The sequence below is a fragment of the Collinsella aerofaciens genome (assembly GCF_015558785.1).
Classification (GTDB): Bacteria; Actinomycetota; Coriobacteriia; order Coriobacteriales; family Coriobacteriaceae; genus Collinsella; species Collinsella aerofaciens_P.
In genome coordinates this window covers 44,256-56,278 of the sequence record NZ_JADMOP010000003.1, presented here as the reverse complement: position 1 = coordinate 56,278, position 12,023 = coordinate 44,256, and the positions used below count along the sequence as shown (strand labels likewise).

Sequence of the window (12,023 nt, the reverse complement as noted above, 5' to 3'; positions counted from 1 at the left end):
CAGTCCTTGCCATTCGTCGGCTCGCCGGCCGGCTGGCAAGGACTGTCCCTAACTGCCGGGCGGCGAAAGAGTGTCCCTTGCGACTGGTCATTTAAGAACGTTCCCAATGACTAGGTGCCGTACTTGACTTTAACTCTGCTTTAACTGGTACCATCCTCTTATGTCTGTAACGCCATATAGACCGAGGGGATAGATCTATGACCGCAACTGCACCCGCAGCACCCGCTAAGGTGTACTTCACCAACCTGCGCACGCATGCTCGCGAGAGCCAGCTCGACAAGCTCAAGCGCCTCATCCGTCATGCCGGAATTGAGCAGATCGACTTTGAGAACAAGTTCGTCGCCATCAAGATTCACTTTGGCGAGCTGGGCAACCTGAGCTTTTTGCGCCCCAACTACGCCCGCGCCGTCGCGGATGTCGTGAAGGAGCTGGGCGGCAAGCCCTTCCTCACCGACTGCAATACGCTCTATGTGGGTAGCCGCAAAAACGCGCTCGAGCACATCGATACCGCCTACCAGAACGGTTTTACCCCGTATGCCACGGGCTGCCAGATCATCATCGCCGACGGCCTCAAGGGCACCGACGAGGCGCTCGTCCCGGTCGAGGGCGGCGAGTACGTGCGCGAGGCCAAGATTGGTCAGGCTCTCATGGACGCCGATATCGTGATCAGCCTCACCCACTTTAAGGGCCATGAGCAGGCCGGCTTTGGCGGCGCCATGAAGAACCTGGGTATGGGAGGCGGCAGCCGTGCCGGCAAGATGGAGCAGCATGCCGCCGGCAAGCCGAACGTCTCGACCGAGCACTGCGTTGGCTGCCGTGCCTGCGAAAAGATTTGCGCGCACAACGCTGTCTCGTTCGACGGCACCCGCGAGCGCGAGCTTGCCAGCGGCGCTACTCGCACGGTGCACGTGGCCACCATCGACCACGATCGCTGCGTGGGCTGCGGCCGCTGCATTGCGGCGTGCAACCAGGACTGCATCAAGCCCGGCTATGACGCCGCGGCCGACGTGCTCAACTGCAAGATCGCCGAGTATACAAAGGCCGTTGTCGACGGCCGCCCGAGCTTCCACATCTCGCTTGCCATGGACATCAGTCCCAACTGCGACTGCCATCCCGAAAACGATACGCCTATCGTCAACGATATCGGCATGTTCGCGAGCTTCGACCCGGTCGCCATCGACCAGGCCTGCGCCGATGCCGTCATGGCATCCGAGCCGCTGCCCAACACCGAGCTCACCGATAGCGCGGCCAAGATGGAGCACAACCACGAGCATCTGGAGGGCGAGCAGGCCAAGGACCCCTTCTGCATCACGCATCCCGACACCGACTGGCGCGTGTGCATCGCGCACGCCGAGAAGATCGGCCTGGGCACGAGCAAGTACGAGCTCATCGAGGTCAAGTAGCACCTGTCCATTGGACATATCGAGCGCTTTTGTAGCGCAACGTTAGCAAAAGCCGCCCGCGAGCACAGCTCTCGCGGGCGGCTTTCCGGAAGTATGCGGTAAATTTCGAGACCGCCGAGCACACGACATTTTTTGGCAACAAAACCCCTGATAAATTGTTGGTAAAACTGCGGTCTGGTCGACAGTTCCAGATTTTGCCGCATACTTCCGAAAATAGGTGGTCAGATAAAGCCCCAGACGTTGCTTTTTGCCTAAAAATACTCGTCGAGGAAGTCATCGACCGTGTTCCAGTAGAGCTCGGGGTCAACTTGCGCACTCTTGGCGTGGGTGGCGCCATGGATGGTGAGCTTTTGCTTGACTTTGCTGGCGCACGCGTCGTAGTTTTGGTCGAGCATGTCGTACGGCACAAAGGTGTCCTGGTCGCCGTGGATAAACAGCATGGGAACCGTCGCGTGTTTGAGTTGCTCCACACTGCTCGCCGTATGAAAGTCGTAGCCCGCGCGCACGTTGCACACCAAGTTTGCTACATCGAGCAAGGGAAAGCTGGGCAGGCCGAACACGTCCTTGAGCTGCAGGGAAAACTCGTCCCAAACACTCGTATAGCCGCAGTCCTCGATAATGCATTTCACGTTTGCGGGCAGAGATTCCCCCGCGACGTTCATGGCGGTTGCCGCACCCATCGACTCGCCAAAGACCAGGATGCGCGCCTCGGGGTCAGCCTGAACGATCCGCCCAATCCATGCGACGACATCGAGCCGCTCGGGCCAGCCCATGCCGATATAGTCGCCGCCGGAGCGCTCGTGGGCGCGGGCGGCAGGCGCGAGCACGTTCATGCCGCGGTCGTGGAAGCGCTTGGCGTATCGGGCCATGCCGATGGGCTCGTTGGTATATCCATGCAGGCAGACGGCGTAATCGTGGGTGTTCTCCGAGGCGGCAAAATACCAAGCGGCGAGCTCGGTTCCGTCATCTGCGGTAAGGCTGCTGCTCTTGCGGTTTTCTTTAAACCATGCCCGCGCCTCGGTTTCCTCGGCATCCGGCTGCTCGCCTTCTTTGTCGTTCTTGCTATCCTGCATCATCTTCATGGTGTACGGCGCTTGGGGGTTCAGCGCGAAGTCAAACAGAAAGTTGCCGGCAAATCCGAGCAGCACAACGACAGCCACCAGCGCAGCGACGCCGGCTATCTTGAGCTTTCGATGGGAACGTGCGTTTTGAGCCATGCGGTATTCTCCTATAAGATGTTAATACGTCAACATTCAATGCAAGCGCATTATGGACGTTCGCCGTTGATGCGTCAACAGGCAAAGAATGGGTAAACAAAGGGTCGCGTATGGTGCAAATTTCGCACGTACCTAGACGCTTTGATATAGTGTTGAGAACTCTTTACGTTGGAGGATGTAACCGGCATGTCCGATTCGAGCGACAGTTCCAAGCCGCGACCCAAGACCGCGGCCGTTCCACACTACACGGTGGGCGAGGAGATCATGAACTCCGTCACCCATGGTGTCGGCTGCCTGCTGGGTATCGCGGGTCTGGTGCTCTTGATCGTATTCGCCGCCCTGCGCGGCGGAGGTCCGGCCCACATGGCCGCGGCGATTGTCTATGGCGTCAGCATTATCCTCGAATACCTAGCCTCCACGCTCTACCACGCGATTCAGCCCGCGCGCGCCAAGCGCGTGTTCCGCATTATCGACCACAGCTGCATCTACCTGCTCATAGCCGGCAGCTATACGCCGTTTTGCCTCATCACACTCGCAAATGACGGCGGTCCTATGCTGTTCTTTGCCGTATGGGCCATCGCCATTATCGGCATCGCCCTCGAGTGCTTTATGCGCGAGCGTCAACCGCACTGGGTAAGTGGCTTGGTCTACCTGCTGATGGGCTGGCTCGTTGTCTTTAAGCTGCCCGAACTTGTGGAGCTGCTCAACCCCGTGGCGCTTGCCCTGCTCGCCGTCGGCGGCGTGTGCTACACCGCGGGCGTGCCGTTCTATATCGCCAAAAACGTGCGCTATCTGCACAGCGTGTTTCACCTGTGGGTGCTCGCCGGCAGCATCTTCCAGTTCATGGCGGTGATCCTCTTCGTAATCTAGCGACCATGCCTGCGCGCCCGCGTTCTCGTTTGGGCGCCGGCGCAATTGCCGTATCCGCCATCAATGTTTTACCCTGACGCCCGAATCTTGGAGGTTCGAGAAACTCCCGATGGACATAACCATCTCCCTTATCACCACCCTCGTTTTGACCCTCATCAACGGCTACTTTTCTATGTCCGAGATGGCGCTCACCACGGCAAAGCGCGCTGTGCTGGAGCACGAGGCCGAGGAAGGCGACAAACGCGCCGAGCACGCCATTAAGCTGGCCGCCGATTCCGATCAGCTGCTCGCTACCATCCAGGTCGCCATCACGCTCGTGGGCTTTGCCTCGTCCGCCGTCGCCTCGACGAGCCTGTCCGACCCGCTTGCCACGTGGCTCATGAGCTTTGGCATCGCGCCGCTTTCCGCCATCGCGCGCGGCCTGGCGCCGGTCATCATCACCGTCGCCGTCGCCTTTGTGTCCATCGTGATTGGCGAGCTCGTGCCCAAGCGCATCGGCCTCGCTAACGCCGAGGGCGTATCCAAGCAGGTCGTGGGACCGCTCTCCGTATTTCAAAAGATCGCCCGTCCGCTCGTGTGGCTGACCGGTGCCTGCTCAGACGGCTTGGCCCGCATCCTGCGCATCAAGAGCGCCGATGACCGCCAGAACGTCTCGGAGGAAGAGATCAAGTACATGGTCTCGGAGCAGGACGACCTGCTCGACGAGGAAAAGCGCATGATCCACGAGATCTTCGACCTGGGCGACACCGTTGCCCGCGAGGTCATGGTGCCGCGCGTGGACACCACCATGTGCGAGGACGACGAGACGGTCGCCGACGTGCTGTCCGCTATGCGCCAGACCGGCTTTAGCCGCATCCCCGTCTATCATGAGGATCCCGACAACGTCGCCGGCATCGCGCACATCAAGGACCTGATTCAGCCTTCGCTCGACGGCAAGGGTGACCAGCCCATCGCCGACTTTTTGCGCGACGCCACCTTTGTGCCCGACACCAAGGACATCCTGCCGCTGCTGTCCGAGATGCAGACCTCGCACGACCAGATCGTAGTGGTCGTGGACGAGTACGGTGGCACGGCCGGCATCATCACCATCGAGGACATTGTCGAGGAGATCGTGGGCGAGATTGAGGACGAGTTCGACCCCGACAACAAGTACCTCACGCGCCTTTCGCGCCGCGAGTGGCTTGTCGATGGGCGTTTTTCGTGCGATGACGCGATTGAGCTTGGTTGGCCGCTCGAGGAAAGCGATGATTATGAGACCATCGCCGGCTGGATTTTGGAGCTTTGCGACTCGGTGCCCGATATCGGAGAGGTGTTTGAGGTTGCGGGGTACAAGTTCAAGGTACAGTCGATGCGTGGCCAGCGCATCTCGCTCATTCGCGTGATCGCTCCGGCCGAAACCGATAAGAAGGATTCCGAGTCCTCGGCAGATAAGCCGGCGGCGCCGGACGCGGGTTTTGCGGACCCGCACGACGGCGACGAGTAGGGCAAGGAAGAGTAGGGGAGAGTTATGGCAGGCCTGTTCAACATCCTTAAGGTCACCGTCAGCGAGGACAAGATCTGCGCGCATGTGCTGGTGAACCCCGGCATGCCGCTCATGACCTCGGAGGACATCGAGGCCACGGCGCGCGTGTACTACCTGGTACCCGCGATTGCCAAGCATCTGTGCCTGGGCGATTCCGGTCGCGAATTCCAGGACTGCATGGGCCAGACCGAGCTTTGCCATCTGCTGGAGCACGTGACGGTCGAGCTCATGAACGAGACCGGGCTTGCCGGCAGCATTTCGTGCGGCCGCACCCGCGTAAGCGAGCACGACGAGCGTGTCTTTGAGGTCGAGCTTTCGTGTCCCGACGACGCGCTGGCCATCGGCGCGCTGTCTTCGGCGACCTTTATGATGGATTGGGCCTATCTGCATGCCGACCAGCCCGCTCCCGATGTGGACGGTACGGTTGCGGGATTGCGCAACCTGGTGCTGGGCATGCGCGCCGAGGCCGAGGGCAAGGACCCGCACGAGGCCGTCGCCGCCGCGAATGCCGAGGGCGAGGCCGGGGACGCGAACGAGGGCGAGGCGCCTGCCGAGGAGGCCGTCGAGGCCGAGCCCGCGGAGCCCCAGGGCGTCCCGAGCTTTGACGACGAGCCGCAGGAAGTAATCGATACCGAGGGCGCGACCGCCGAGAGCCATGAGGCCCCCGCTGCCGTCTACGGTGGTGCGGCGACGGCTCCGGTTGCCCCTGCGCGCGAGGGAGCGCTGCCGCTCGTTGACGGCGCCGGCGAGGACCCGGCCGCCACGGTGGCCATGCCTGCCATGCCGCAGGAGTAGGCTCACCCGCTTATCACCATCATGTACCTGCGCCTTTACCGTACGCAGATGAGCAAGACGGCAAGCGCTGTGCTGCGGGTATAATGGACAGCATTCAAACGGTGGGCGCCGAGGTGCCCGCAGGAGAGGAATGAACATGGGTAAGACTTTCAACTTTATCTCGGGTGCGCTCTTCGGTGCCGCCGCCGGCGCCATTATCGGTGTCGCCCTGGCTCCGCGCTCGGGCGCCGAGACCCGCGCCATGGCTGCCGATATCGCAAACGACGCCTGGGATAACATGCGCGACACCTACGAGCACGGTGCCGAGGAGGCCCGCGCTGCGGTCAACGATTTTGGCCCGATGGTCGATGCCAAGACCGATGACCTGCGTGCCAAGGTTGACCTTGCCCGCGAGCGCATGGACCAGCTGCGAGAGCAGCTCAACGACGCCATCTCGGGCGGCAACGTGACGCCCGCCGCCGATGTCGTGGTCGAGAACGCCGTCGAGGCTGACGCCGAGGCCGCGGAGCCTTCGACCGAGGCATAATGCGCGCCGGGGATTTTGTCGGTGCTAAAATCTATCGCAAGCCTACCGAGGATAAGCGCACCAAAAAGGACGGCACGCCGCGCAGCCCTAAAAAGCTCGGCAAGATTCACTTTCCGGTCTTTACCCCGGGCGGTACGCGCGTGGTGGGCTTTATGGTTCGCCAGTCCGATATCGCGGGTATGATCGAGCGCCCCGACCGCTTTGTGGCGCTCGATGCCATTGGCGTCTACGAGGGCGCCATCGCAGTTGACGACGTCAAGGGCACCTACGATGCCGCTGCGGCCAAGCGCCTCGACATCAACCTGGACGATTGCATTATCTGGGTTGGCATGGACGTGCGCACGGAGTCGGGCGATGCCGTGGGCTATTGCTCGGATGTGGAGTTCAAACCGCGTTCGGGTATCGTGCAGACATTCTATGTGACCGCCAGCGCCGCATCGAGCATGCTGGTGGGCGACACGCAGGTGCCGCCGACGATGCTGCGCGGCTACGAGAACGGCGCGATGATTGTCTCGGACGAGGTCAAGTCGCTCGGGTATTCGGGCGGCGCCGCCGCAAAGGCTGCCGAGGCAAGCGTCGTGGTGGGCGATAAGGTCAAGAAGGGCGCCAAGGTGCTCGATGACAAGGGTTCGGTCGCCGTGGACAAGGGCAGTCGCGCGCTGGGCAAGCAGCTCGGCAAGACGCGCGGTATGTTCAAGGCCTTTAAGGACGAATATCAAAAGGCGAGCGGGGGCTCGTCAAAAGCTAGCAAATAGCGACGTACCAAATGATGGGAGGCGAGCCGGAGACATGTTGCTCCGGCTCGCTGTGTTTATGGGGGAGGGCACATGCGCCAAAACGGATCTAACTTAAACGGACGCTCGGGCGCGCGTCCGACGGCGCGCCGCGATCTGGGGCAGTTGCCCAGCGGTCAGCGCAAGCGTCACCGTAAGCCCGGTGCGATGTATCTCAACCATAGCCGCGGCTTTAGCGACCGAAGCGCTCGCATCGGCAGCGGCCGCACGCCCCGCCGTCCGTCTCGCCTGCCCTATGCGCTCATCGCCGTGGGCTGCGCACTCGTGCTGTTTATCGCTGCCGTCGTGGGCTACCTCAACCGCAGCGTGGATGTCGTCCTCAACGGCCAGGAGACTGCGGTGCGCGTCGGATCTACGCTGCAAAATCTCATCGACGACCAGGAGCTGACCGATACCTACGACGCCGGGGACTTGCTGGCCGTTGACGACAGCGTGCTTACTCGCCATGGCGGCGAAAAGCTGTCGGTAAAAGTGGACGGCAAGCGCATAAAACAGGGCAAGTGGAAAAGCCGCGAGCTTACGGGCGGCGAGAAGGTGACGGTCAAAGACGGCCGTGACATGTACGAGAAGCACGAGGTCCAGGCGACGGTTATCGAGCCCAAGCTCAAGGTCGAGGGCACGGGTGCCATCGAGTACGTTAAGACGTGGGGTATCCAGGGTCGCTCCGAGGTGTGGGTCGGCGAGCAATCGGGTAAGACGCAGGACCGCGGCGAGGTCGTGCCCGCCACCGATTGCGTGGTCGAGTGCGCGAGCGTGGCGCCCAAGGGCAACGAAAAGTACGTGGCGCTGACGTTTGATGAGGGCCCGAGCGGAGCGACCAAGCAGATCTTGCAGGTGCTCAAGGAAAAGGGCGTCACCGCAACGTTCTTTCTGTCGGGCGATGCGGCCGAGGCCTCGCCTGCCACGGCCAAGGCGATTGTCGATGCCGGCTGCGAGGTCGGCTCCAACAGTTACAGCGACGAATCGCTCAAGGGCAAGGACCGCGATGCAGTGCGCGAGCAGGTTTCGAAGGGCACCGAGGCGATCAAGTCCGCGACCGGAACGTCGACGATGCTATTGCGTGCTCCCTACGCAGCCTTTGACGAGCAAAACTGGATCGATGCGATGGACCTGGTGTCTGCCGTGGTCTCGTGGAATATCGATTCGGGCGACTGGCTGCTCAACGGTGCCGACGAACAGGTCTCGACGGTGCTCGATTCGGTGACGCCGGGCAACATTGTGCTGCTGACCGATAACGATGAATGTGCCGAGCAGACGCTCGAGGCGCTGCCGCAGATTATCGACGGGCTTATTGCCGACGGCTACAAAATCGTGACATTGAGCGATCTGGTCAAGACGGATACATCGCTGAGCAAAAAGCTCACCTCGCTGACGAAGGTCACCATGCCCAAAAATGCCGTGTTCCCCCAGCTCGCCGAAGATGACGACACCACAGACTAGTCGCTTAAGAACGTCCCCAATGGCTATGTCACGGATACGTCAGCGTTTGGTATGCCTGCAATGTGCAGCGCATAAATTCGATGCCGCAGGGCGATGCTGATGCTATAGTTACTGCGGTTAATGAGGGTCAAGAGAAAGGTTACAGGTGAAATCCAAACCTCGACCATACAGTCGATGACCCCATGCAGGTGCTTTTTGCGCATGCACGGGGTGTAAGCGTCGAGCGGCGTGCCGCCCGCGCATGCGTATACATATCCAGAAGCCCCCGGACGTCGCACATGCGGCCGCGTTCGGAGGAATAATGATGGGGAGCACCATTGAATTATCTGAGTGAGATGCTCAAATTGCCGGTCTTGGACGTCGATGGCGAAAAGCTCGGCGTGGTCAACGATTTTGGCATTGCTACCGGCGAAGTTTTTCCGCACGTGACGTCGCTCGCGTTCCGCGGACCCGGCAAGACGCCGTTTATGATCAGCTGGCGCAAATGGGTCGACCGTATCGACGAGACGGGTGTACACCTTAAGACGTCGGCCACCGAAATCCGTTTTTCGTACCTGCAGCCGACCGAACTCTTGCTTGCCCGCGACGTGCTCAACAAGCAGATTGTCGACACGCAGGGCATGAAGGTCGTGCGCGTAAACGACATCAAGTTTTCCATGTCGGGCGAAAACCAGCTGCGCCTGCTGGGCGCCGAGGTCGGTGCTCGCGGTCTGCTACGCGCCATCAGCCCCGCGCTCGAGCATATCGTCGAAGGCTTTATGAAGCACCTGGGCAAGCCACTCAGTGAGGACATCATCGCTTGGTCCTACATGGACCTGCTCGACCGCTCGACCAAGAACATTCAACTCTCGGTGTCGCACAAGACGCTCGGCGAGCTGCACCCTGCCGACATCGCCGACATTATCGAGCAGCTCGACCCGCGCCTGCGTGCGCAGGTGTTTGCACAGCTCGATACTGCCCAGGCCGCCGAGGCCATCTCGGAGTTCGATGACGACGAGCTTATGACCGAGATGCTCGAGGGTCTGTCCGACACGGACGCATCGTCGATGCTGGCCATGATGGACCCGGACGACGCCGCCGACCTGATCGACGAGCTCGATTACGAGAAGGCCGAGAAGCTCCTGCGCCTGATGGGCGTCAAGGAGGAGAAGGCGATTCGTAACCTGCTGGGCTATGAGGACAACACCGCCGGCCGCATCATGACCTCGGAGTTTGTCTCGCTGCCCGCCACGGCGACGGTCGGCGATGCCATCGAGGCGATTCGCAAACTCGATGAGGACTTCGAGAGCGTCTACTACGTCTATACCGAGGATCCGAGCGGCATGCTGACCGGCGTGCTTTCGCTGCGCACGCTGATCGTAGCCGACCGCGACGCCACGCTGGGTCAGCTGGCCTATCGCGACCTGGTCTATGTGTCGCCCGACGAGGACCAGGAAGACGTGACGGACGAGATGACCAAGTACGACCTGGTTGCCATCCCTGTCTGCGACGAGAACCGTCATATCCTGGGTATCGTGACCTTCGACGACGCCATGGACGTTATCGCCGAGGAGCATCAGGAGGACCTGCAGATCGCCGGTGTCGGCTCGGGCGATAGCGCGTCGGACGACTCGACGAACGTGCTCAGCTGGTTCGTGCATCGTCAGTACTGGGTCGTCGTGTGGGGCATCGCCTCGTGCATTATGGCGACGGTGCTGGGGACGGCGCTGGGCTCCGCGCATCTGGTGGTGTTCCCCATGTGCGCCATGCCGCTCGTGCTGCTGGCGGCCTCGCGCATGGTGTCGTTCGTCAAGAACTACTTCCTCGAGTACGACGGTCACGACGACGAGCCCAAACCGTACCTGGGATTCTTCTTCCAGAGCACGGGTATGGGCCTGATCCTTTCGCTTGTTACTTACCTGTGCGCGCAGCTGGTGCGCACTGCCGCGTTCCCCGATGCGCCCATGTTTGAGGAGCAACTCTTTACCGGGTGCTTTAATATCGCTGCCATCATTTGCCTGGTTGGCAACATGAGCGCCGTGATTTACCTGATGGTGCTGTTCTGGCGTGACGAGCATGACCTCAACACGTCGGGCACCGCCATGAACGTTATTGCCGTCATGATCTCGTGCGTAGCGTACTGCGCCGCTGCGGTGCTGCTCACCATGTCGGTCATGGGTTAGGTGGTCGCGTGCAAAATACCAAGCAAAAGTCGGGCACCAAGCAAAAGTTGACCATCGCGGCCATCTTTGGCGCTATGGGTCCCGGTCTGCTGGCGGCGCTTTCGGGCAATGACGCCGGCGGCATTGCAACGTATTCCAGCGCGGGCGCCAGCTATGGCTACAAGATGCTCTGGATGCTTCCCGTCATGACTGTGCTGCTCATCGTGACGCAGGAGACCGCGGCACGCTGCGGCTGCGTCACGGGCAAGGGCCTGGCATCGCTCATTCGTGAGCGCTTTGGCGTGCGCAAGAGTGTACTTGCTATGGCGGCGCTGTTGATCGCCAACACGGCTGTTACCATTTCGGAGTTTGCGGGCATCGCCAGCGGCCTTGCTCTCTTTGGCGTGCCGGCGAGCATTTCGGTGCCGTTGGTGGCGCTGCTGGTGTGGATGCTTACCATGTCGGGTAGTTTCCAGCGCATCGAGAAGATTCTGCTGCTGGTGAGCTGCGTGTTCGTGACCTATATTGTCGCCGCGTTTATGGCTGGCCCCAACTGGGGTGAGGTCGCGGTCGACCTGGTCGTGCCTAACATTCAAAATGACCCCAGCTACGTGTCGCTCGTGGTCGCGACGATCGGTACCACCATCGCGCCGTGGATGATTTTCTTGGCGCAGAACAACGTGGTCGATAAGAACGCGGGCGAGGACGATATCGTGCTGCAGCGCATCGATACCGTGAGCGGCTCGCTTGCTGCCGATGTCATTGCCGGCTTTATTATCATCACGACCGGTACGGTGTTGTTCCCGGCGGGCATTCAGATTAGCGATGCTGCCGATGCTGCCCGCGCGCTGGAGCCTATTGCGGGTCAGTGGTCCACGGTACTGTTTGCCTCGGGCCTGGTCGCGGCGAGCTTCTTGGCTGCCTGCGTGCTGCCGGGCGTTACGTCGAGCGCTATCTGCGAGGCATTTGGCTGGGAGCGCGGTGCCGACCGCAGCTGGGACGAGGCCCCGGTCTATCGCGGCATCATTACGGCCATCATCGGTATCTCTGCCGTGCTGGTGCTTATGCCCGGCGTCGATCTGTTCCAGATTATGATGACCTCGCAGGTCATCAATGGCGTGCTACTGCCCGTGGTTCTGGTGTTCCAGGTGGTTATCGCCGCCGACCGTCACATTATGGGCGCCAACCGCAACGGCCGCGTGTGGAACGTGCTCACTTGGGCGACTATCGGCGTGATTACGGCGCTCACGGTCGTCATGTTTGTCCTGCAAGCGATGGGCTACAGCGCTTAACGCCCACTTTTGCTTCCGAACAG

At 61.1% G+C, this 12,023-nt stretch carries 10 protein-coding genes; 9 read left to right on the top strand and 1 reads right to left on the bottom strand.

Annotated features, from left to right (window positions below):
- Positions 1 to 197: 197 nt before the first annotated feature.
- The gene (locus tag I2G40_RS02210; protein ID WP_195544051.1) at positions 198 to 1,403 is read left to right on the top strand and encodes a DUF362 domain-containing protein; all 1,206 of its coding nucleotides are present in this window, start codon (positions 198 to 200) and stop codon (positions 1,401 to 1,403) included.
- 251 nt (positions 1,404 to 1,654) lie between these two features.
- Here the strand turns inward: I2G40_RS02210 and I2G40_RS02205 are convergent, their stop codons facing one another.
- Positions 1,655 to 2,620 carry an alpha/beta hydrolase gene (locus tag I2G40_RS02205; RefSeq protein ID WP_195544050.1) on the bottom strand — a complete coding sequence of 322 codons (966 nt, stop codon included), beginning with the start codon at positions 2,618 to 2,620 and terminating at the stop codon, positions 1,655 to 1,657.
- Positions 2,621 to 2,806: 186 nt separating this feature from the next.
- Here I2G40_RS02205 and trhA point away from each other — a divergent pair, with 186 nt between their 5' ends.
- The 8 genes from trhA to I2G40_RS02165 all read left to right on the top strand — a co-directional run bounded on the left by trhA (position 2,807) and on the right by I2G40_RS02165 (position 12,000).
- Positions 2,807 to 3,490 (top strand): PAQR family membrane homeostasis protein TrhA, encoded by a 684-nt coding sequence (gene trhA / locus I2G40_RS02200; RefSeq protein ID WP_195544049.1) that lies wholly within the window; start codon positions 2,807 to 2,809, stop codon positions 3,488 to 3,490.
- 109 nt (positions 3,491 to 3,599) lie between these two features.
- Positions 3,600 to 4,973 (top strand): hemolysin family protein, encoded by a 1,374-nt coding sequence (locus I2G40_RS02195; RefSeq protein ID WP_195544048.1) that lies wholly within the window; start codon positions 3,600 to 3,602, stop codon positions 4,971 to 4,973.
- Positions 4,974 to 4,997: 24 nt separating this feature from the next.
- Positions 4,998 to 5,807 carry a cyanophycin synthetase family protein gene (locus I2G40_RS09575; protein WP_229090614.1) on the top strand — a complete coding sequence of 270 codons (810 nt, stop codon included), beginning with the start codon at positions 4,998 to 5,000 and terminating at the stop codon, positions 5,805 to 5,807.
- A 136-nt stretch (positions 5,808 to 5,943) separates the two neighbouring features.
- Positions 5,944 to 6,333 carry a YtxH domain-containing protein gene (locus tag I2G40_RS02185; RefSeq protein ID WP_118080297.1) on the top strand — a complete coding sequence of 130 codons (390 nt, stop codon included), beginning with the start codon at positions 5,944 to 5,946 and terminating at the stop codon, positions 6,331 to 6,333.
- A complete protein-coding gene (locus tag I2G40_RS02180) occupies positions 6,333 to 7,088 on the top strand; it encodes a PRC-barrel domain containing protein (protein ID WP_195544047.1) in 756 nt (251 codons plus the stop codon). The genes I2G40_RS02185 and I2G40_RS02180 overlap by 1 nt, the downstream gene beginning before the upstream one ends.
- Before the next feature lie 72 nt (positions 7,089 to 7,160).
- On the top strand, positions 7,161 to 8,567 hold the full coding sequence (locus I2G40_RS02175; protein WP_229090613.1) for a polysaccharide deacetylase family protein: 1,407 nt from the start codon (positions 7,161 to 7,163) through the stop codon (positions 8,565 to 8,567).
- A gap of 317 nt (positions 8,568 to 8,884) precedes the next feature.
- A complete protein-coding gene (locus I2G40_RS02170) occupies positions 8,885 to 10,729 on the top strand; it encodes a magnesium transporter (RefSeq protein ID WP_117758587.1) in 1,845 nt (614 codons plus the stop codon).
- 74 nt (positions 10,730 to 10,803) lie between these two features.
- Positions 10,804 to 12,000 (top strand): Nramp family divalent metal transporter, encoded by a 1,197-nt coding sequence (locus tag I2G40_RS02165; RefSeq protein ID WP_195544103.1) that lies wholly within the window; start codon positions 10,804 to 10,806, stop codon positions 11,998 to 12,000.
- Positions 12,001 to 12,023: the final 23 nt, after the last annotated feature.

Bases quoted from the DNA above. Each gene is read 5' to 3' on its own strand.
- I2G40_RS09575 (WP_229090614.1), top strand. From the start codon at position 4,998: ATGGCAGGCCTGTTCAACATCCTTAAGGTCACCGTCAGCGAGGACAAG.
- I2G40_RS02175 (WP_229090613.1), top strand. From the start codon at position 7,161: ATGCGCCAAAACGGATCTAACTTAAACGGACGCTCGGGCGCGCGTCCG.
- I2G40_RS02165 (WP_195544103.1), top strand. From the start codon at position 10,804: ATGGGTCCCGGTCTGCTGGCGGCGCTTTCGGGCAATGACGCCGGCGGC.
- I2G40_RS02185 (WP_118080297.1), top strand. From the start codon at position 5,944: ATGGGTAAGACTTTCAACTTTATCTCGGGTGCGCTCTTCGGTGCCGCC.
- I2G40_RS02205 (WP_195544050.1), bottom strand. From the start codon at position 2,620: ATGGCTCAAAACGCACGTTCCCATCGAAAGCTCAAGATAGCCGGCGTC.
- I2G40_RS02180 (WP_195544047.1), top strand. From the start codon at position 6,333: ATGCGCGCCGGGGATTTTGTCGGTGCTAAAATCTATCGCAAGCCTACC.
- I2G40_RS02195 (WP_195544048.1), top strand. From the start codon at position 3,600: ATGGACATAACCATCTCCCTTATCACCACCCTCGTTTTGACCCTCATC.
- trhA (WP_195544049.1), top strand. From the start codon at position 2,807: ATGTCCGATTCGAGCGACAGTTCCAAGCCGCGACCCAAGACCGCGGCC.
- I2G40_RS02210 (WP_195544051.1), top strand. From the start codon at position 198: ATGACCGCAACTGCACCCGCAGCACCCGCTAAGGTGTACTTCACCAAC.